The organism is Thauera sp. 2A1 (genome assembly GCF_009469595.2).
Taxonomy (GTDB): Bacteria; Pseudomonadota; Gammaproteobacteria; order Burkholderiales; family Rhodocyclaceae; genus Thauera.
In genome coordinates this window covers 54034-74944 of sequence record NZ_SSXV01000007.1, presented here as the reverse complement: position 1 = coordinate 74944, position 20911 = coordinate 54034, and the positions used below count along the sequence as shown (strand labels likewise).

Here is a 20911-nt window from a genome sequence, read left to right as displayed (position 1 = left end):
TGCGCATCCCTGGTTCACAGGAGGACAGCGTGGCAGCAGCGAAAATCGCAACCATACTCGACCGGCATGGGCGCGACGGCACCCGTCTCGTGCAGATCCTGCGCGAGGTGCAGGACGTGGAAGGCTGGCTGTCCCCCGCGACCCTCAGCGCGATCGCCGAAGGCATCGGCTGGCCACGGGCGCAAGTGGAAAGCACCGCGAACTTCTACAGCTTCTTCCATACGCGACCGCTGGGCGAGTACCGCGTCCTGTTCTCGGACAACATCACCGACCGCATGCTGGGCAACCAGGACCTGATGCGCTCGCTGTGCCACAAGCTGTGGCTGGAGCCGGGCCAGGCATCGGAGGACGGCCTGGTCAGTGTCGACACCACCTCCTGCACCGGCATGTGCGACCAGGGGCCGGCGCTGCTCGCCAACTATCGCACCATCACCCGGCTAACGCCCGAGCGCATCGACGAGATGGCGCACCTGATCCGCCGCCGCGTGCCCGTGGGCGACTGGCCGTCGGACTGGTTTCATGTCGAAGACAACATCCGCCGCCGCGATGTGCTGCTCGACCACGGTCTGGCGCCGGGCGAGGCGCTGGCCGCGGCGCTGGACCGCGGTCCGGCCGGCCTGCTCGGCCAGATCGAGCGTTCCGCCTTGCGCGGCCGTGGCGGCGCGGGTTTCGGCAGCGACATCAAGTGGCGCTCATGCCGCGACGCCTGGGGCGACGCACACTACGTGATCTGCAACGCCGACGAGGGCGAGCCCGGCACCTTCAAGGACCGCGTGCTTCTCAGCTCCTATTTCGACATGGTGGTCGACGGCATGTGCATCGCCGGCTTCGCCATCGGCGCGAGCAAGGGCTTCATCTACCTGCGCGGCGAATACCGCTACCTGCTCGACCGCCTGGAAACGCGGCTGGCGCAGCGGCGCGAGGCGGGATTGCTGGGGCGCAACATCCTCGGCCGCGGCTTCACCTTCGATATCGAGATCCACCTCGGCGCCGGCGCCTACATCTGCGGCGAGGAGTCGGCCCTGATCGAGTCGCTCGAAGGCAAGCCGGGCAAGCCGCGCATCCGCCCGCCGTTCCCGGTCACGCATGGCTACCTTGGCCAGCCCACCACGGTGAACAACGTCGAGACGCTGGCGCTGGCCGCGCTGATCGCGGTGAAGGGCGGCGAATGGTTCCGCGCCATCGGCACGCCGGCCTCCACCGGCACCAAGCTGCTGTCGGTATCGGGCGATGTCGAACGGCCCGGCATCTACGAATTCCCCTTCGGCGTCACGGTCGCGGAAGTGCTCGCAGCCGCCGGCGCGAACGACACCCAGGCGGTCACCACCGCCGGCGCGGCGGGCTCCTGCCTGGCGGCCGACGAGTTCGGTCGCCACATCGCCTTCGAAGACGTGCCCACCGGCGGCTCCATCATGGTGTTCGACCGCTCGCGCGACATGTTCGAGGTGGCGCGCAACTTTGCCCACTTCTTCGCCCACGAGAGCTGCGGCTTCTGCACGCCGTGCCGGGTGGGCACCGCGGTCAATGCGCGGCTGCTGGACAAGCTGGCCAACGACCATGGCTCGCCCTACGACCTCGACGAGATGGAGAAGATGCATCGCCTGATGCAGGGCGCCAGCCACTGCGGCCTGGGTAACACCGCGACGATCGCGCTGCGCGACATGCTCGCCAAGTTCCGCCCGGCCTTCGACCGCCGCCTGCATTCGCCCGACTACGAGCCTGGCTTCGATCTCGACGCGGCGCTGTCGCAGGCGCGGCGCATGACCGGCCGCGACGATCCCGGCGCGCACCTCACCGACAACCTCAGCGCCCAAGCCGGCGAACATCCGAGCGAGGCCCAGCCATGAACAACAGCTTTCTGCTCGACGGCGAGGACGTCCCCTTCACCCCGGGCCAGACCGTGATGCAGGCCGCCGCCGCAGCCGGCAAGTACATCCCGCACCTGTGCTGGCATCCGGATTTCACCGCGCATGGCTCGTGCAAGCTGTGCACGGTGAAGATCGGCGGCCGCTTCGCCACCGCCTGCACCACCCGCGCGGCGGCCGGCCAGGAAGTCGACAACAGGACCGAAGAGCTGACCGCCAAGCGCCGCACGCTGCTGCAACTGCTGTTCGTCGAGGGTAACCACTTCTGCCCCTCGTGCGAGAAGAGCGGCAACTGTGTGCTGCAGGCCACCGCCTACGAAATGGGCATGCTGAGCCCGCACTTCGACCACTTCTATCCCGACCGCGCGGTGGATGCCTCCCACCCCGACGTGCTGCTCGATTTCAACCGCTGCATCATGTGCGAGCTGTGCGTGCGCGCCAGCCGCGAAGTCGACGGCAAGGACGTGTTCGCGCTGTCGGGACGCGGCGCGAAGTCGCACCTCATCGTCAACAGCGAGAGCGGTCGCCTGGCCGACACCGACTTTGCCGTCACCGACCGCGCCGCCGAGGTGTGTCCGGTGGGCGTGATCCTGAAGAAGCGGGTCGGCTTCACGGTGCCGATCGGGCAGCGCGACTACGACGAGAAGCCGATCAGCGAGAAGGCGGTCGGCAAGGTCGCCGATGGGGTCAAGGAGACCGGGTGATGAGCACCGCAACCCAGGACGCGGCCGTGGGCACGACGCCGCGCAAATTGAAAGTCGCCACCGTGTCGCTGGCCGGCTGCTTCGGCTGCCACATGTCCTTCCTCGACATCGACGAGCGCATCCTGCCGCTGCTCGAACTGGTCGAGTTCGATCGCTCGCCGATCACCGACATCAAGCACTGCGGCGCCTGCGACATCGGCCTGATCGAAGGCGGAGTGTGCAACGCCGAGAACGTGCACGTGCTGCGCGAATTCCGCGCCAACTGCAAGGTGCTGATCGCGCTCGGCGCCTGCGCCGTGAATGGCGGCCTGCCGGCGCAGCGCAACCACCTGCAGATCGCCGACATCCTGCAGCAGGTCTACCGCACCGGTCATGGCCTGGCCGAAGGCAGCCAGATCCCCAACGACCCCGAGCTGCCGCTGCCGCTGAACCAGGTGCATCCGGTGCACGAGGTGGTGAAGATCGACTACTTCCTGCCCGGCTGCCCGCCCTCGGGCGACGCGATCTGGGTCTTCCTCACCCAGTTGATCGAGGGCAGGGAGCCCGCGTTGGGCCATGGACTGCTGCACTATGACTGAGCATCACGCCACGCCCTGCGGGATCGCGCTCCGACGAGGTGGACGGGTGGTGTAGGAGCGGGCTTGACCGCGATTCGTCGGGACCGGTCGCGCTCAAGCGCGCTCCTACAGAATCCGGTTGCCAAACGATCGCCATACTGCGAAGGACTGATGCAATGAGCTTCGAACTCGAAACCGCCACCGTCGCCAGCGACAATCTGCGCCGCGTCGCCATCGACCCCGTGTCCCGCGTCGAAGGCCACGGCAAGGTCACGATCCTGCTCGACGAGCACAACAAGGTGCACCAGGTGCGCCTGCACATCGTCGAGTTCCGCGGCTTCGAACGCTTCGTCCAGGGCCGGCCGTACTGGGAGCTGCCGGTCATGGTGCAGCGCCTGTGCGGCATCTGCCCGGTGTCGCACCACCTCGCAGCGAGCAAGGCGCTGGACGTCATCGTCGGCGCCGACCGCCCGACGCCCACCGCCGAAAAGATGCGCCGCCTGATGCACTACGGCCAGATCCTGCAGTCGCACGCGCTGCACTTCTTCCACCTGTCCTCGCCCGACCTGCTGTTCGGCTTCGACTCGGAAGTGGCCCAGCGCAACATCGTCGGCGTCGCCGCGAAATACCCCGACATCGCCAAGAAGGGCATCCTGCTGCGCAAGTACGGCCAGGAAGTGATCCGCCACACCGCCGGCAAGCGCGTGCACGGCACCGGCTCCATCCCCGGCGGCGTCAACAAGTCGCTGACCGGCGGCGAGCGCGCCGAGCTGCTGAAGGATGCCTACCAGATGATCGCCTGGAGCCGCGACGCGGTGAAGATCATCCGCGAACTGCACGAGCAGAACCCGGCGCTGTACGACAGCTTCGGCAACTTCCCGTCCAACTTCATGGGCATGGTCGCGCCCGACGGCAGCCTCGACCTCTACCACGGCGTGCTGCGGGCCAAGGACGCCGCCGGCAACATCCTGTTCGACCACGTCGACTACCAGACCTACGACACCCTGATCACCGAGGAAGTGAAGCCCTGGAGCTACATGAAGTTCCCCTACTTCACCTCCATGGGCCCGGAGCAGGGCTGGTACAAGGTCGGCCCGCTCGCCCGCGTGCAGAACTGCGACAGCATCCCCACCCCCTTCGCCGAGCACGAGCGCCGCGAGTTCGTCGCCTACGCCGGCGGCAAGCCGATGCACGCCACGCTGGGCTTCCACTGGGCGCGCATGATCGAGATGCTGTTCGCCGCCGAAACCATCAAGGCGCTGCTGCACGACGACGACATCGAAGGCAGCGACCTCGTGGTGACCGGCGAGCGCCGCCGTGAAGGCGTCGGCGTCATCGAGGCGCCGCGCGGCACCCTGTTCCACCACTACCAGGTGGATGACGACGATCTGGTGACGATGGCCAACCTCATCGTCTCCACCACCAACAACAACCAGGCGATGAACACCGCGGTGCGCGAGGTCGCCAGGCAATACCTCGACGGCAAGGAAATCACCGAAGGCCTGCTCAACCACATCGAAGTCGCCATCCGCGCCTACGACCCCTGCCTGTCCTGCGCCACCCACGCGCTCGGCAAGATGCCGCTGGAAGTGACGCTGGTGGACGCCGAAGGCCAGGAACTCGACCGCAAGTACAAGCACTGACCCACCACCCCGGTGGGCGCTGCCTAATCCCGCGGCGCCCACCGGTCCACCTCCGGACGCCCCCATGAAACCCGACACGCTGGTCTTCTCCTGGGGCAACCCCAGCCGCGGTGATGATGCCCTCGGCCCGCTCTTCGCCGACGAAATCGACGCGCTGCAGTTCCCCGGCGTCGAATGCCTCACCGACTTCCAGCTCCAGGTCGAACACGCGCTCGACCTCGTCGGCCGCACCCGCGTGCTGTTCGTCGACGCGTCGATGGCAGCGGACGTTCCGTTCAGCGTCCGTCGCATCGCCCCGCAGCGCGACGCCAGCTTCACCACGCACGCGATGACCCCCGAGGCTATCCTGCAGGTCTACGCCGACACGCAGGACGGCGCCCCCCCACCCGCGTGGCTGCTGGGCATACGAGGGAGTCAGTGGGAACTGGGGGAGGCGCCTTCACCAACTGCCCTGAGCAACCTCGTAGCCGCCGTCCGATGGGCACGACAATGGCTAGCCGGAGACGGCACCGGGCTTCGTGGAGCGGGCGAGGACTGTCCGAGCACCGAGCGTAGCGAGGGCGAGTTCCGCCGCCCGACGGAACGAAGCCCGGTGCCGTCTCCGGCGGGTTGAGCGCAAGGGCATTCGGGCTGAGACCCCTTAGAGCCTGCGCTTCAGCAAGCGCGCGCGAAGGAGATGCGCCATGAAGAAAGTGCGAGCGATGATCCGGGTGCTGACGGTGACGATCCTTTTGCTGTCGAGTCCAGCGATTCGGGCCGAAGCCCCCCAGCTCAACATCTACAACTGGAACGACTACATCGCCCGCGACACCATCCCTGCGTTCCAGAAAGCCACCGGCATCGCCGTCAAGTACGACCTCTACGACAGCAACGCCACCCTGCAGGGCAAGCTGCTCACCGGCCAGAGCGGCTACGACGTCGTCTACCCCAGCGTCGAATACGCCGGCAAACAGATCCAGGCCGGCATCTTCCAGCCCCTCGACAAGACCCACCTGCCCAACTTCAAGAACCTCGACCCCCTCATCCTCAAGGCCATCGAAACCGCCGACCCCGGCAACCGCTACCTCGTCCCCTACATGTGGTACACCACCGGCGTCGCCATCAACCTCGACAAGGTCGAGAAAGCCCTCGGCGGCAAGCTCCCCGACAACGCCTGGGACCTCCTCTTCGACCCCGCCACCGCCGCCCGCCTCGAAAGCTGCGGCATCGCCCTGATGGACGAAGCCAGCGACGTCATCCCCGCCGCCATGATCTACGCCGGCAAGGACACCACCCGGATGGACCCCGCCGACATCCGCGCCGCCATCGACCGCATCCAGCCGGTGCGCAGCCACATCCGCACCTTCATCACCGCCCCCATCGACCAGATGGCCAAGGGCAGCCTGTGCGCGGCCATGATGTTCTCCGGCGACGCCATGATCGCCGCCCGCCGCGCGGTGGAATCCGGCACCGGCGCGCACATCCGCTACCTGATCCCCAAGGCTGGCGCCATGATGTCGGTGGACGTCATGGCCATCCCGCGTGATGCTCCGCACGCCGGCAACGCCCACACCTGGATCAACGCCATGCTCGACCCCGCCACCATCGCGCAGATCTCCAACGAAACCTTCTACCTCAGCGCCAACCGCGCCGCGCTGCCGCTGATGTCGAAGGCGCTCACCGACGACCCGATGATCAACGTCCCTGACGACCTCAAGCGCAAGCTGCACCCCAAACCGGTGCTCGCCAAGGACGTGCAGCGCGACATGACGCAGGCGCTGGGGCGCTTCAAAAACGCGCGCTAGGGCCGAGCCAGCCATGAGTGCGCGCACCGATTCCGCACCTCATTTCCCAGCCGAACCCGACTACCTGCGCATCGAAGGCATCAGCAAGCGCTTCGACGACGCGCTCGCCGTCGACAACGTCACCCTCGGCGTGCGCCGGCGCGAGATCTTCGCCCTGCTCGGCAGCTCGGGCTGCGGCAAATCCACCCTGCTGCGCATGATCGCCGGCCTCGAGCGGCCCACGGCAGGGCGCATCGTGCTCGACGGCGAAGACCTCGCCGAGGTGCCCGCCTTCCGCCGGCCGACCAACATGATGTTCCAGTCCTACGCGCTGTTCCCGCACATGAGCGTCGCCGGCAACGTCGCCTTCGGCTTGCGCCAGGAACGGCCGCGCCTCACGCGCGCGCAGATCGACGCGCGCGTCGCCGAAATGCTGGAGCTGGTGCAACTGCAGCGCTACGCCGCGCGCAAGCCCCACGAGCTCTCCGGCGGCCAGCAGCAGCGCGTGGCGCTCGCGCGCAGCCTGGCGAAGGAGCCCAAGCTGCTGCTGCTCGACGAGCCGCTCGCCGCGCTGGACAAGAAGATCCGCCAGCACACCCAGCTCGAACTGGTCAGCCTGATCCGCCGCGTCGGTGTCACCTGCATCCTCGTCACCCACGACCAGGAAGAGGCGATGACCATGGCCAGCCGCATCGGCGTCATGTCCGAGGGCGTGCTGCTGCAGGTCGGCACACCCGACGAGATCTACGAGCACCCCAGTTGCCGCTTCACCGCCGAGTTCATCGGCGAGACCAACCTGTTCCACGGCCGCCTCGAGGGTGGGCGGCTCAATGGCAGTGATTTCCCGGCCCCGCTGGCGATCGCTGCCGAAGCCATGCCGGCGCCGGGTACCGAAGTCTGGCTGTCGGTCCGGCCGGAGCGCGTCGTGTTGGGCCGCCAGCCGCCCGCAGCGGTCAATGGCAATGTGCCGATCAACGCGGCGCAGGGCGAAGTGGACGAGATCGCCTATCTCGGCAGCCATTCCGTCTACCACCTGCGCCTGGGGGGAGGCGGGCGCCGCATGATCGCCAGCGTGCCCAGCGCGCACTGGGGCGAGGCGAGCGCGCCGGCGCGCGGCGAGCGGGTGTGGGCGTGGTGGCTGGCGCCCGACGGCGTGGTGCTGACGCGATGAGCGCCGAGCCTGCAGCGCCGGCTCCTGCTCCGCCGCGGCGCCCCTTCTTCCTGTTGCGTGGGCGCTTCTGGGTCGCCTGCCTGCCCTGGGCCTGGCTGCTGCTGTTTTTCCTGCTGCCCTTCGTGCTGATCGTCAACGTCAGCCTGTCGACGCCGGATCTGGCGGTGCCGCCCTACGTGTCGCCCTTCTCGCAGCCGCAGGCGGAAGGCCAGCCGGCCCTCCCTCCCGCTTTCAACCCCGATCTCGGCAGCTACCGCCGCCTCGGCGACGAAGTGGCGGACCTGGCGAGGCCGGGCGCCGAGCTGCAGTACCTGCGCGCCTTCGGCAACTCCCTGCTGCTCGCGGCGCTGACCACGCTGTGCTGCCTGCTGGTCGGCTACCCCTTCGCCTGGCACATCGCCCGCTCCGCCGAGGGCACGCGCAACACCCTGCTGATGCTGGTCATGCTGCCGTTCTGGACTTCCTTCCTGCTGCGCGTGTATGCGTGGATGGGGCTGCTCGACAGCAGCGAATCCGGTCTGATCAACCAGGCGCTGCTCGCGCTCGGCGTGATCGACGCGCCGCTGCAACTGCTCTACAACAGCGGCGCGGTGCTGGTCGGCATGGTGTACAGCTACCTGCCCTTCATGGTGCTGCCGCTTTACGCCAACCTGGTGAAGCTGGACATGCGCCTGCTGGAAGCGGCGCGCGACCTCGGCGCACGGCCGTGGACCGCCTTCGTGTCGATCACGCTGCCGCTGTCCTGGCGCGGCATCGTCGCCGGCTCGATGATGGTGTTCATCCCGGCGGTGGGCGAGTTCGTGATCCCGGACCTGCTCGGCGGTGGCGGCGTGCTGATGATAGGCCGGCGCATCTGGGACGACTTCGGCCCCAACCAGGACTGGCCGATGGCGGCGGCGGTGGCGGTGGTGATGGTGCTGCTGCTGATCGTGCCGATCATGGTCTTCCACCGCCACGGCGACCGCGGCGATGGCGCAAGCGAGGCCGGGCCATGACGCGCGCCGCAACGCTCGAGCGGCGCTGGGGCGCCCGCGCCTGGCTGCTGCTCGTCTATGCCTTTCTTTACATACCCATCCTGTGCCTGGTGGTGTTCTCCTTCACCGCCGGCGAGATCACCACCCAGCTCGATGGCCTGTCGCTGCGCTGGTATGTGGCCCTGCTGCACGACGACGAGCTCGGCGCGGCGGTGCGCCTGTCATTGCAGGTGGGCGCGCTGGCGGCGACCGCTGCGGTGGTCGTCGGCACGGCCGCGGCGGTGGTGCTGGCGCGCTTCCGGCCGGGTGCGGGCAGCGGCGTATTCGCCGCGATGGCGACCGCGCCGATGGTGATGCCCGAGGTGGTGGTCGGCCTGTCGCTGGTGCTGCTGTTCACCCACCCGATGCTGCAGCCGGTGCTCGGCGGGCGCGGCGTGACGGCGATCTGGGTGGCGCACACCACGCTGTGCGCGGCCTACGTCAGCGTGCTGGTGCAGTCGCGGCTGCGCGAGATGGACCGCGCGCTGGAAGAGGCGGCGCTGGATCTCGGCTGCCCGCCGTGGAAAGTCTTCTTCGTCATCACCGTGCCGGTGATCGCGCCGGCGCTGGTGGCGGGCTGGCTGCTGGCATTCACGCTGTCGATGGACGACTTCGTGCTTGCCGCGATGCTGTCCGACCCCGGCAGCACGACGCTGCCGGTGCTGGTGTTCGCGCGCCTGCACCACGGCCTCAAGCCGGAGATCAATGCGCTGGCGACGGTGATCGTGGTGGTCGTGTCGATCGCGGTGCTGGTCGCCAACCGCGTCATGCAGCGCGCGCAACGGCGCCGCCGCGCCGCGATGCATGCAGCCTTGCGCGGCTGAACGGGCGCCGGCAAGCCTGCCTCACTTCGCCTTGTTGCGTTCCTTCCAGTGGTCGATGGACAGCAGCAGGCGGTCCAGCATCTGGTGCAGCCGGGTCCATTCCGCCTCGTTGAAGTCGGCGAACATGTCCGTTTCCAGGCCGCGGCCGATGCGTTCTCCCTCGTACCAGGCGCGCATGCCTTCCTCGGTGAGCGTCAGGCATTGCTGGCGGTTGTCCTGCGCATTGGTGCAACGCGAGATCAGGCCGCGACTCTCGAGGAAGGAGATGTTCTTCGACAGCAGCGTCTTGTCCAGCACCAGCCGGTTGCCGAGATCGGTGGCGGTGATGCCGGGAAAGTCATGCACCAGACGCAGCACGCGCAGCTCGCGCACGCCCAGGTTCAATGCCTTCTTGTACGCGGTGTTGCCCGCCTTCATGACGATCGTCTTGATCAGATCGAGCTTGTAGGTCAGGTAGGGCGTTTCGTTTTTTTTCATCTGGGTATCGAGGCCGGTCCGTCCTGTGCAGGGATGGCGGCCAGCGCAGGCGCGCCGCCGGTTGATAGTTGCAGTATGCACCAATCGGCGTGGCCGGGCCAAGATCGTCACCGGGCGCGCTCAGGAACCGTCGGCGGATTTCGGCCCCCACGGCATCACCGGCACGGTGGAAATCGCGTTGGCGGGCGCGCCTTCGATGATCTTGCGGCTGATCGCCAGATACACCAGCGTGCGGTGGGCCTCGTCCCACATGCGCACGATGCGCGTCTCCTTGAACAGCAGCGAGGTGTCCTCCGAGAACACCACCTCGTCCTTGGGCAGCTTCGCCGGCAGCGTGATCGGCCCGGTCTGGCGGCAGGCGAGCGAGAACTGCGAGGGGTCCTGCGCCAGGCCGAACGAACCCTTCACGCCGCCGGTGCGAGCCTGGCTCACATGGCAGGTCACGCCGGGCACTTTCGGGTCGGAGAAGGCATCGACGCAGACCTTGTGATTGGCGCCGATGAGCTTCCAGGTGGTGGTGACACAGCCGACTTCGTCGGCGGCGGCGGGCAGGGAGGCGAGCAGCAGCAGGGCAAGCGCGCCCCGGGTGGATGGCTTCATGGGCGATCTTGCTCCAGCATGGCGGGACCTTGATGGTAGCCGGTCGCGGTGTCGTGTGGCGCATCGACAGTGAGGGCTGCGGCCCGACGCCTCGCCTTGCAATAGGTGCGGCCTGTGCTAGACCGCAGTCATCGGGGCGCGACGTCACGGGGCATATGACGGCGAGTGTGCCCCGGCCCGTGTCTGCGAGGTGTCACCGGAATGGGTGCCGACCCGGCACCGTCGCTCTCCTTTCCGGCACACTGGCGGTGGGCATGCCACGTCGGCCGTCGCGCCGCCCATTCCCCCCACCCGGAGACCAAATTCATGCGCACACTTGAACTGATTCTGGACGGCGAGCTGATGCAGGGTGACGACGTCAGGGCGCTGCAACAGGCCTTGGCGGACAAGGGTTTTCCGCCCGGCAGCATCGACGGCGTCTTCGGCGCCGGCACCGATGCGGCAGTGCGCGCCTTCCAGCGCAGCGAGGGCGATCTGCTGGCCGATGGCCAGGCCGGGCCGCGCACTCTGGCGCGGCTGGGTCTTACGCAGGATGCGGCCCTGCCGTCGGTGGCGGACAAGGTCACGCCGCTGATCGTGGCCCGCATGCTGCCGGACGCACCCATCGACAACATCAAGGCCAATCTCGGGCCGGTGCTCGACGGCCTGCGTCGCTTCGGCCTCACCGACAAGTCCATGGTCCTGATGGCGCTGGCCACCATCGCTGCGGAATCGGCGGGCTTCAAGCCGCTCGACGAGTTCCTGTCGCGCTTCAACACTTCGCCCGGCGGCCACCCCTTCGACCTTTACGACAATCGCCGCGACCTAGGCAACCGGGGCGCGCCGGATGGTGCCCGCTACAAGGGGCGCGGCTTCATCCAGTTGACCGGGCGCAGCAACTATCGGACCTATGGCGAGAAGATCGGCGTCGACCTGGAGAACCAGCCGGACAAGGCCAACGAGGCGGCCATCGCCGGGCTGATCCTCGCCTGCTTCCTGAAGGACAAGGAGCTGAAGATCAAGGCCGCCCTGATCGAACGCGACTTCGCCCGCGCGCGACGACAGGTCAATGGCGGCACGCACGGCCTGGGCAATTTCCAGACGGCCTACCTGCGCGGGGAAAAGCTGATTTGAAGCCGCGCCTGCGTCTCGGCATCGTCTGCGCCGCCGTGCTGCTGGGGTTGCCGGCCTGCTCGGCGGATGCGCCAACGCCCGCACCGGCACGCCCCACGGCGGCGAGCGTCGAAGCGCCGACCACGCCGGCGAGTGTCCCGCCAACGGCCAGCGGAAATGCGGCGGAAGGTGCTGCAGGTGCGGCAAGCTCAGCCGCGTGTGCAGAAGGAGAGCGCAGTGTGTTCGCCTGCCGCAGCGGGCAAAAGCACATCGCGCTGTGTGAGCGGCCCGCCAGCGGCGAGGGCTCCGCCGCGCTGCAATACCGCATCGGCAGGCCAGGGGCGCTGCCGGAGATGGTCTACCCCGGCCCGGGCGAGGGCTCGCCGGTCTTCTCGGCCGGCACCGTGACGCTGGCCGGGGGGGGCGGCGCGTGGGTGGAGTTCACCCGTCCGCCGTACCGTTACGTGGTGTTCTCGTTCTGGCTTCAGGGCAAGGGCGAGACCGCCGGTGTCGCGGTCGAGCAAGGCGGCAAGCGGCTTGCGACCCTGCGTTGCGATGCGGCAGCGCGATCCGAGCTCGGTGCGGACTATTTCGGCGCCGCACGCCTGCCGGCGTCGAACGGCGACTTTCTGCCCTGACGGCGTGTGCCGTCGGGCCGCGCACCGGTCGCTACCACAGCGTCCGCGTATCCAGCCAGGTCACCCGCCCGGTGCGCCGCTTCACTTCGCGGTGCATGTGCGCGGTGCCACCGGGGCCGTCGCCGCCTTCGCCGTTCCACAGGCAGATGAAGCGCACCTTGTCCACGCCCCACGCCAGCGCGGTGTACAGCAGCCACAGGTTGCAGCGCTCGAAGGGGCTGGCGCGCCGGTCGGGGCCGATCTTCGGCGGCGGGCCGAGCTCGGCGGGCATGATGCGCGGCGGATCCTTGAGCGCTGTGCGGATCGCGTAGTAGCGGTCGCGCCACTTCTGGCCGTCGGCGGAGGGCATCACCGAGCGGTCGATGAACTCGGGCTCTTCCAGCGGCAGCATCAGGTGCAGGCGCAGGCCGCGGGCCTGGCAGGCTTCCAGGAACAGGGTGTCGCCGCCGCTGGCGCCCTGCGTCAGCGCGAGGTCGCCGGGGCCGGCGCCGAGCGCGTCCAGCGCCGCGGCGATCTTCTGCGCGGCGATGCCTTCCTTGTCGGCAGGGAAGCGCGGCACCGGCCGCTGCGGGTCGTCGATCATGTGGCCGCTGAACAGGAACACCTGGCGCGGCTCGAAGGGCGGCGTGCTGCGCGCGATCTCGCGGTCGACGATGTCCAGCGCGGCGGCCGTCTCCGCCGGGCGGAACTCGAGGTCGCGCAGCAGGGCGAGCGTCTGGCGGCTGGAATCGAGCGCGAACCAGTCGCGGTTTGCGGCGGCGACGGTGGCGCCGTATTCCTCGCGCACCGCGTCGAGCGGATTCACCAGCAGGCAGAGCTCGGCATAGCTCGCCCGCGCCCAGTAGTCCTTGCGGTCGCGTTCCTGCGCGGTCAGCGCCGCCCACAGCACGCCGCCGATCAGGTTGTCGATGACGGTGGCGCTCGTCTTGCCGCCGAGATGGCGGCGCAGCAGGGCGAGCGTCAGCGCGTTGATGCCCGAGTAATGATGCGAGGGGTCGGCGATGAAGGCCTTGTGATAGGGCTCGATCGCCTCGGCCAGCGCGGCATCCTCGCCGCTCGCCGCCGCGCGCAGCTCGGCACTGGACGCGCTCTCGCGGCGCCAGCGGCGGATCCAGTTGTCCTTCTCGACGCGGCCGAGCAACGCCCACACCTCGGGGTCGACCGGGTAGTCCTCGGTGAGCCGGCGTACCCATTCGCGCGCCTCCTCGTAGCGGCCGAGGCGACCCAGGCAGACGGCCTTCTTCTCGCGCGCGCGCTTGCACGACGGGTCGAGCTCGAGCGCCGCCTCGAACTGCTCGAGGGCGAAGTCGTAATGGCGCAATTTCAGCAGCGCCTCGCCGGCGGTGATCTTGGCCTCGATGCGCAGCGCGCGCGTCGGCGTCTCGTCGGCCAGCACCAGGATGTCGCCGGGGCGCAGCTTCTGGCGTGCGATCTCGGTGCGGCTCGCCCACTCGCGATAGGCGGCGTTGAAGGCGTTGGCCTGCGTCAGCAGCAGGGTCTTCCAGTCGGGCTCGCGCAGATTGGGCAGCAGGCTATAGACGGGGCTCACGCGCTCGTCCACCCATTCGGCCAGCGTCGCCCGCGCCATTGCGGCGAGCGCCTTGCGGTCGTCCTCCAGCCTCGCGCCATCGGGCGCACCGTCCTGCAGCGCGTAGTGCAGCTTGCGATCGGTGTACAGGTCGAAGGGCTGGGTCGGCCGCGGTCCCTGCACGAGGATCACCCCGCGCTTGCGCAGCGCATGGCGCACGCCGAGCTCGTACCACACGTTGGGGTTGTCCAGCGTCAGGTCGGCGACCACCAGGTCGGACATCAGCAGTTCCTGGAACATGTCGGTGCGGATGTCGCCCGCGCGCTGCTCGCGGTCGGCGCGGATGACCTCGAAGCCGGCGTCCGCCAGCGCCGGCGCGATGTAGTCGTCGTACACGCGGTTGAAGTCGATCGGCTGCCCGTCGGGTCCGGGTTTGGTGCCGAAGGGCATCGCGACGAAGGCGTGGGGTTTCATGCAGGGTCTCCCGCAGAGGTGCGACCGCGCGGCGGCGACGCGCCCGATACGTTCAGCATAGACACGATTGTGCCTGCGTCACCCGGCCTCGATCTGCTTCACCAGGGTGAACACGGCGTGGTGCGTGGGGACCTCGGCGCCGTGGCGGGCCGCCATGTCGAGGAAGACGCCGGTGATGGCGTCGATCTCGGTGCGCCGGCCGGCGATCACGTCCTGCAGCATGCTGGCGCGGTTGGCGCCGGTGGCCCGGGCTACCGCAACCACGCGGGCGTGGGCGGCGGCCTCGTCGAGCGCCAGCCCCTCCGCGTGCAGCACTGGCCAGGCCTCGCGCACCAGCGCGTCGAGGTGGACCCGGTAAGGCGGCTCGCACAGCGCGCCGTTGGGCACCCGGAACAAGGCCGCGAGCGGGTTGATCGCCAGGTTCACCAGCAGCTTGGCCAGGCGCGCGGCGGCGATGTCGGGCTCGACGCGGGCGCGGAACCCGGCGCGCGAAAGCAGCTCGGCGACCGCCTCGAAGCCCGGCGGCAGCAGCGTGTCGCCGGCGCCGGAGGGCGTGACGCGGTCGCCGTCGCGGAAGGCACCTTCGGTGGTGATGCCCTGCTCCACCTGGGGCGGCGGGCTGTCCTCGCCGGGCCAGGAGGCATGCACCGCGTCACGCAACGCCTCGCCGGTGAGCCCGTTCTGCAGCGACAGCACGCCCAGCGGGCGCATGGCGGCGGCAAGGCGACCGGCGTCCGCGGTGTCCGCCGCCTTCACCAGCACGATCACCCAATCCGCCTCGGGCAGGGCGTCGGGAGCGTGCGCATCGGCCTGGAACCGCGCATCGCCAACCATCACGCCCGCACGCAATTGTCCGGCGCGGGCGGCGCTGCGCGCGACGACCGCGACCTGCATGCTGGCTGCCAGTCGTGCGGCAAAGCTCAGGCCGAGCGCGCCGGCGCCGATGATGGCGAGCGGGTAGCGCCGCAGCGCCGGCGCGCAGGAGTCTTTCAGCGACAATGACAAGGTCCTCATGTGCGTCGATATTTGTTGAAAATCGCTGCATCTTCTAAAATCCATCCCGTTATAAGGGTCGCGCCGGTGCTTTCACTCGCGGCCCTTCGCTTTTGCATCCCTACGATACCAGCTCCTGCTCTTGCTCCCGCCCATGCGTGACCCTGACTCATTGCCTGTCCAGCTCGAAAGCGCGCTGTCGAGCAAGGCCGGCAATGCCGAGCTGACGCTGGGCGAGATCGTGCGTCCGGACATCCTCGAATGTCCGCCCGGCGTGTCGCTGCGGGAGGCGGCGCGCAGGATGAACGAGGCGCGCGTCAGCTCCATCCTCGTCGTTGCCGGCGACGAAGTCCTGGGCATCTGGACCGAGCGTGACGCGCTGCGGGTCGACTTCACCGATGCGTCCGCCTTCGACCGGCCGATCTCGCGCGCGATGAGCGCCCCGGTGCGCACCGTGCCGCGCAGCATCACGCTGCAGGAGCTGGCGGTGCGCTTCCGCGAGGACCACCTGCGTCACTACCTCGTCGCCGATGACGGCGGCAGGCGTTGTGGCATCGTGTCGCAGACCGACGTGGTGATGAACCAGGGCATCGAGCATTACCTCAAGCTGCGCAAGGTCGACTCGGTCATCAAGGGCAGCATGCAGCCGCTGTCCGAATCGGCGCCCCTCAGCGAAGCGACCCGGCGCATGCGCGAAGGCGGCGTGGATGCGGTGGTGGTGGCCTATGCCGACGGCTACGGCATCCTCACCGAGCGCGACGTCACCCGGCTGGTGGCCGCCGGCACCACCGACCGCGCGGTGGGCGGGCTGGCCAGCCGGCCACTGGTGACGGTCGATGCGCGCACCAGCCTGTATCGCGTGCGCAGCCTGCTGGCCGAGCGCCGCATGCGCCACGTCGGCGTGGTCGATGAGAATGGCGCGCTCGTCGACCTGATCAATTTCAGCGACATCCTCACCGGCATGGAGCTCGTGTATGTGCACGAGCTGCAGAGCGCGCTGGCCGAGCGCGACCGCGCGCTGAGCACCTCGCAGCGCAACCTCTACCTCGCTGAAAAGGTCATCGAGAACTCGCTCGAAGGCATCCTGATCACCGATGACCAGGCGCGCATCATTTCGGTCAACCCGGCCTTCACCCACCTGACCGGCTACACCGCCGAGGAGGTCATCGGCCGCAACCCGGCGATGCTGAGTTCGGGCCGGCAGAATGCGGCGTTCTACGAGCGCATGTGGGCGAGCATCCACGCCCATGGCAGTTGGCAGGGCGAAGTGTGGAACCGGCGCAAGAACGGCGAGATCTTCCCCGAGTTCCTCACCATCAACGCCATCACCGACCACGACGGGCGCCTGACCAACTACGCGGCGCTGTTCAGCGACATCTCGCAAGTGAAGGAAAGCGAGCAGCGCATCCGCGACCTGGCCTACTACGATCCGCTCACTGGCCTGCCCAATCGCCGGCTGCTCGACGACCGCCTGCAGGTGGAGCTGGCGCACGCCAGCCGCCAGCACGGCCGTGTGGCGGTGATGTTCGTCGACCTCGACCGCTTCAAGCGCATCAACGACAGCCTGGGTCACGAAGTGGGCGACCAGTTGCTGGTGGAAGTCGCACGGCGGCTGCGCAGTTGCCTGCGCGAGGACGACACGGTGGCGCGCATGGGCGGCGACGAGTTCGTCGTCGTGATGAGCGATTTCGACGGCCCCGACGGCGCGGTTCACGCCGCCGGGCGCATGGCGGACGCCCTGCGCGACCCCATCGCCGTCGACGGTCGCGAGCTGGTGGTGACCTGCAGCATCGGCATCAGCCTGTATCCCGACGATGGCGCGGATTCCAGCACGCTGATCAAGAACGCCGACGTCGCCATGTACCGCGCCAAGGACGAGGGGCGCAATGCCTTCCAGCTCTACCAGCCGGCGATGAACGCGCGCTCGCTGGAGCATCTGGCGCTGGAGGCGGCGCTGCACCGTGCGCTGCCGGCCGACGAGTTGCTGCTGTACTACCAGCCCATCATCAGCGTGGAGGGGCGCCGCATCGTCGCCGCCGAGGCGCTGCTGCGCTGGCGCCATCCCGACCTCGGCCTGGTGTCGCCGGCGGAGTTCATCCCCATCGCCGAAGAAACCGGCCTCATCGTGCCGATCGGCGAATGGGTGCTGCGCACCGCCTGCACGCAACACGCCGCCTGGCGTGCCGCCGGCCGCCTGCCGATCCGCATGATGGTGAACATCTCGGCGCGTCAGTTCCGCGACCACGGCTTCGTCGATATGGTGCGCCGCGTGTTGCGCGAGACCGGCATGCCGCCGCACCTGCTGACGCTGGAGCTGACCGAAAGCATCCTGATGGACGACACCCGCCAGGGCATCGCGCTGCTCGAGGAACTGCGCCTGCTGGGCCTGCGCGTCGCGCTGGACGACTTCGGCACCGGCTACTCGTCGCTCGGCTACCTGAAGCGCTTCCCGATCGACGAGCTCAAGATCGACCGCCTGTTCGTGCGCGACATCGACCGCAACCCGCGCGATGCCGCGCTCGCCGCCGCCATCATCTCCATCGGCCACAGCCTGGGCCTGTGCGTGGTCGGCGAAGGCGTCGAGACGGCGGCGCAGCTCGACACGCTCGCCAGCCACGGCTGCGATTTCGTGCAGGGCTTCCACTTCAGCCCGCCGGTGGCGGCGGAGGCGTTTCCCGATTGACCGGGCAATCAGCCGACTGGAAAGCGGCTGCGCAGCCCCCCTGCGAAGGCAAGCATGCAGGATGCACCGGCCAGAACGGTTGCCTCGGCCACGTCGCGGCTCGGATCGACTTCGACGAGGTCGAGCACGCGTACCTTGTGGTGCGCGCCGCAGATTCTCGCGGCGGCTTGCACTTCCCACGGGGCGAGCCCGCCTGGGCGGGATCCGGCCGTCGCCGGCGCAAAGGCGCGATCCAGCACATCCATGTCCAGATCCACGTAGATGTGCGAAGTCCTTTCCGCAAGCGAGGCTAATGCGCTCGACACGACCTGCTCGATCCCGCGCCTGCGGACTTCCTCCACCGTGACGACCGTGATTCCCGACTCGCTTGCCAGGTGAGCATAGAAGGGCGCGTTGGCGAAGGACTGGATGCCTATCTGGACGACGTGGGTTCCGGGCAGGCCGTCGCGGAGCAGCGCACGGACCGGATTGCCATTGGTAAGGCCGAGCGCCAGGTCTCGCAGATCGAGGTGGGCATCCAGGGTCAGCAGTCCGCAATCGCGCAGCGCCGGGGTCATGCCGCACATCGCCGGATGGGTGATGCCGTTGTGCCCGCCCAGCACGATAAGTGCGTCCGCGGCCGGCAAGGCGGCCCGCACCGCATTGCCGATGTCCGGGGCAGCGTCCTCTGGCACGGCGTCGCTCACCGGCAGGTCGCCGTGATCCCGCACCGCGATGTCCCGCAGGTCGCAGCCGTGGATCAGGTCCCAGGTGCTGAAGCGGGCAAGGGCGGCGCGGAACGCGGCCGGTGCAAGGTCACATCGCCCCGGTGTGATGGCGCCGTCGCGCAGCGGTACGCCCAGGAGCCCGAGAAGCCCGAGCGGCGGGCGGAAGTGGTCGCCGCTCAGCCAGTTACTGGCCCTCGGCCAGTTGCCATCTTCCGCCTGCGGCTTCATCCCGTTCCTCGATGTTTGCTGTTCCAGGTGATGCGGACGTACTGGCCCGGCAGATGGGCGCCTGGATGCGTCCACACCGGGCCAACCCGCTGCGGGGTGCCTGCCGCGCCGAACACGACGTTCCACTCGTAATCATCGCCCGAACTCACCCTTACGGTGACGCCTTCCGTGAACTGGAGAATGTCCAGGACGTAGAAATAACTGTCCGGATAGACGGTGGAGCGTTCCGTTTCCACCGACAGCTCGCTCGACGGGGGCAGCACTACGTCCTTCGCGAAGCGCACGTAGCCATCTTCTCCGGGCTTTTGCGGGATGAGATCGAAGTCGCAGAGATCGATCGCAGTGCCGGCCTCGTCACTGACCTTCACTCGGCGAATGCGGCTGGACTCGAAGGCCACGTAGGACTTCTCGATCGCACTCTGGAATGGGTAGTGCTGCCTGTCGTCTGTCAGATTGCGCACCGAATATCGTGTTTTCAGCACCAGGCGGACGAAAGCCGTCTTCCCGAGAGGTTCGAGTGCCAGGGTGAGCTCGAAGGCATGGCGCATGTAGGGCTGCCGCAGAATGGCGGCGATGACGTCCTTCAGCTTCGGCGGCACGCTATGGCCGGCAGCGAAGGACAGCACGTCCTTCGTGGCTTCCCGCAGCAGTTCGTGCTTGAGGTAGCGATCGAGGAGAATCGACAGCAGTGCCGCGATGATGAACGCGTCGCCGAGCTTGTGGCGCAGTTCGTGGCCCAGGATGGCGTTGGCCAGGCGGTTGAGCGTCGTGCCGCCGGGGAAGGGCTCGACTGCAGGCGGGTGCAACAGTCCGAGCCCCGCGACGAAGGTCAGCAGCAAGAACCAGAAGAACCGGCTCCCCAGCAACCTGCCCGCTCCGGCCAGGAAGCCGCGATCGCGCCCGGCGGACGCGTCGCCGGCGATGGCGGAAGGACGCGTCCTTGTCGGCGGGGCAGTCATCCGCGATTGGCTCCTTGTCGATCGTGCCGGAAGCAGGGAAGGACATACCCGCAACATAGAAGCTGGGGAGGAGGGGGGCAAGAATGACCCGCGGTGTCTACCCCGTGCCGCTTCCGCGCGTGCCTGTGCCTGCTTGATACGCCGCCCGCACCGCGTCCGCGCCGTAGCGCCGCTCCAGCCGGCGGATGGTGAAGTGGCCGCGGCTGACGTCCTGGAAGTGGCTCATGAACATCAGGTTGATCGACGCGCCGGCGGCGGCGCCGATGCCGGGCACCAGCATGCCGGCCGCCTTCTGCGTGAGCTGCACCTTGTAGCGCGCGGCCACCATCGCCACCAGTCGCACCAGCGCCGGTGCGCCTTCCTGGGTGAGGCCCTTCTGCGCCAGGTGGCGGGCAGCTTCGCTCACCGCGCCGGCGAGCGCCGCGCGCATCGCGTAGTAGCCGGATTCGGCGGCGTCGTCGCTATCGGCACGGCCGCCGAGCGCGAACACCTCCAGCGCCGCCAGCCGCGTCCCTGAATCGGTGGGCGACTCGCCTGCGGCGCGGGCGATGTCGAGGATGGAACGCATGATCAGCACTGTGGAGACGGGAATCTCCAGCGTCAGCCCTGCCAGCCCGAAGGCGCCGCCCACGCCGCCGCTGAGCGTGCCGAGCGCCTTGTGCAGGCGCGGCGAGGCGGGCTGTGGCGCCTCGTCCAGCGTCCTCGCGGCGGTGTCCATGGCGCGGCCGAGGGCGTCGTGCGTGGCCGTGGCGATGCGCTCGCGCCAGCCCGACGGCAGGCGCGCCATGCCTTTTTCCAGCGGGCTGCCGACGAAGTCGCTCAGGCGTGCGGCAAGCGTGGGTTGTTCCAGCAGCGCGCGAGCGTCGGCCAGCGCGCGCAGGTCGGTGAGTTCCATGTCGATCGAGCCCGATCAATTCTTTAGTCAGCGAAATTCGATCACGATCGTGCGGATTGGTTGCAAGGCCTGTGCTTGCCCACCCGCCTGTGCCTTC

The 20911-nt window shown here is 68.5% G+C and carries 19 protein-coding genes; 12 read left to right on the top strand and 7 right to left on the bottom strand.

Annotation, left to right across the window (positions count from 1 at the left end; genetic code table 11):
* Positions 1-29: 29 nt before the first annotated feature.
* The 9 genes from GH664_RS08635 to GH664_RS08595 all read left to right on the top strand — a co-directional run bounded on the left by GH664_RS08635 (position 30) and on the right by GH664_RS08595 (position 9540).
* Positions 30-1847: an NAD(P)H-dependent oxidoreductase subunit E gene (locus GH664_RS08635; protein WP_228111446.1), complete on the top strand. Its 1818-nt coding sequence runs from the start codon at positions 30-32 to the stop codon at positions 1845-1847.
* Positions 1844-2569 carry a 2Fe-2S iron-sulfur cluster-binding protein gene (locus tag GH664_RS08630; protein WP_153167695.1) on the top strand — a complete coding sequence of 242 codons (726 nt, stop codon included), beginning with the start codon at positions 1844-1846 and terminating at the stop codon, positions 2567-2569. Before GH664_RS08635 ends, GH664_RS08630 begins: the two co-directional genes overlap by 4 nt.
* The gene (locus GH664_RS08625; RefSeq protein WP_153167693.1) at positions 2569-3147 is read left to right on the top strand and encodes an NADP oxidoreductase; all 579 of its coding nucleotides are present in this window, start codon (positions 2569-2571) and stop codon (positions 3145-3147) included. The genes GH664_RS08630 and GH664_RS08625 overlap by 1 nt, the downstream gene beginning before the upstream one ends.
* Before the next feature lie 155 nt (positions 3148-3302).
* On the top strand, positions 3303-4769 hold the full coding sequence (locus GH664_RS08620) for a Ni/Fe hydrogenase subunit alpha (protein WP_153167691.1): 1467 nt from the start codon (positions 3303-3305) through the stop codon (positions 4767-4769).
* 64 nt (positions 4770-4833) lie between these two features.
* Positions 4834-5382, top strand: a complete 549-nt coding sequence (locus GH664_RS08615; RefSeq protein ID WP_153167690.1) for a hydrogenase maturation protease — start codon at positions 4834-4836, stop codon at positions 5380-5382.
* A 70-nt stretch (positions 5383-5452) separates the two neighbouring features.
* On the top strand, positions 5453-6553 hold the full coding sequence (locus tag GH664_RS08610) for a polyamine ABC transporter substrate-binding protein (protein ID WP_228111445.1): 1101 nt from the start codon (positions 5453-5455) through the stop codon (positions 6551-6553).
* A 13-nt stretch (positions 6554-6566) separates the two neighbouring features.
* Positions 6567-7703, top strand: a complete 1137-nt coding sequence (locus GH664_RS08605) for an ABC transporter ATP-binding protein (RefSeq protein WP_153167688.1) — start codon at positions 6567-6569, stop codon at positions 7701-7703.
* Positions 7700-8698 carry an ABC transporter permease gene (locus GH664_RS08600; RefSeq protein ID WP_153167686.1) on the top strand — a complete coding sequence of 333 codons (999 nt, stop codon included), beginning with the start codon at positions 7700-7702 and terminating at the stop codon, positions 8696-8698. Before GH664_RS08605 ends, GH664_RS08600 begins: the two co-directional genes overlap by 4 nt.
* Complete coding sequence (locus GH664_RS08595) at positions 8695-9540, top strand: ABC transporter permease subunit (protein WP_153167685.1); 846 nt, start codon at positions 8695-8697, stop codon at positions 9538-9540. Before GH664_RS08600 ends, GH664_RS08595 begins: the two co-directional genes overlap by 4 nt.
* 21 nt (positions 9541-9561) lie before the next feature.
* Here the strand turns inward: GH664_RS08595 and GH664_RS08590 are convergent, their stop codons facing one another.
* The gene (locus GH664_RS08590) at positions 9562-10017 is read right to left on the bottom strand and encodes a MarR family winged helix-turn-helix transcriptional regulator (RefSeq protein ID WP_153167684.1); all 456 of its coding nucleotides are present in this window, start codon (positions 10015-10017) and stop codon (positions 9562-9564) included.
* Positions 10018-10137: 120 nt separating this feature from the next.
* Positions 10138-10617, bottom strand: coding sequence for a CreA family protein (locus GH664_RS08585; protein WP_153167683.1), 480 nt, complete (start codon positions 10615-10617; stop codon positions 10138-10140).
* 306 nt (positions 10618-10923) lie between these two features.
* On the opposite strand from GH664_RS08585, the gene GH664_RS08580 reads away from it, so the two are divergent.
* Together GH664_RS08580 and GH664_RS08575 are read left to right on the top strand one after the other, a co-directional pair.
* A complete protein-coding gene (locus GH664_RS08580; RefSeq protein WP_228111444.1) occupies positions 10924-11730 on the top strand; it encodes a peptidoglycan-binding protein in 807 nt (268 codons plus the stop codon).
* Positions 11727-12347 (top strand): hypothetical protein, encoded by a 621-nt coding sequence (locus tag GH664_RS08575; RefSeq protein ID WP_153167682.1) that lies wholly within the window; start codon positions 11727-11729, stop codon positions 12345-12347. Before GH664_RS08580 ends, GH664_RS08575 begins: the two co-directional genes overlap by 4 nt.
* Positions 12348-12378: 31 nt before the next feature.
* On the opposite strand, the gene GH664_RS08570 is transcribed toward GH664_RS08575, so the two are convergent.
* Positions 12379-14349, bottom strand: a complete 1971-nt coding sequence (locus GH664_RS08570; RefSeq protein ID WP_153167681.1) for a TRAFs-binding domain-containing protein — start codon at positions 14347-14349, stop codon at positions 12379-12381.
* A 78-nt stretch (positions 14350-14427) separates the two neighbouring features.
* Complete coding sequence (locus GH664_RS08565) at positions 14428-15348, bottom strand: ketopantoate reductase family protein (protein ID WP_228111443.1); 921 nt, start codon at positions 15346-15348, stop codon at positions 14428-14430.
* A gap of 148 nt (positions 15349-15496) precedes the next feature.
* Between GH664_RS08565 and GH664_RS08560 the strand changes: the two genes are divergently transcribed.
* Positions 15497-18025 carry an EAL domain-containing protein gene (locus GH664_RS08560; protein WP_153167679.1) on the top strand — a complete coding sequence of 843 codons (2529 nt, stop codon included), beginning with the start codon at positions 15497-15499 and terminating at the stop codon, positions 18023-18025.
* Between the two features lie 8 nt (positions 18026-18033).
* Here the strand turns inward: GH664_RS08560 and GH664_RS08555 are convergent, their stop codons facing one another.
* The 3 genes from GH664_RS08555 to GH664_RS08545 form a co-directional block, all read right to left on the bottom strand.
* The gene (locus GH664_RS08555; RefSeq protein ID WP_153167678.1) at positions 18034-18960 is read right to left on the bottom strand and encodes an arginase family protein; all 927 of its coding nucleotides are present in this window, start codon (positions 18958-18960) and stop codon (positions 18034-18036) included.
* A complete protein-coding gene (locus GH664_RS08550) occupies positions 18957-19919 on the bottom strand; it encodes a hypothetical protein (RefSeq protein WP_153167677.1) in 963 nt (320 codons plus the stop codon). The genes GH664_RS08555 and GH664_RS08550 overlap by 4 nt, the downstream gene beginning before the upstream one ends.
* Positions 19920-20016: 97 nt before the next feature.
* Positions 20017-20814, bottom strand: coding sequence for an EcsC family protein (locus tag GH664_RS08545; protein WP_153167676.1), 798 nt, complete (start codon positions 20812-20814; stop codon positions 20017-20019).
* Between the last annotated feature and the right edge of the window lie 97 nt (positions 20815-20911).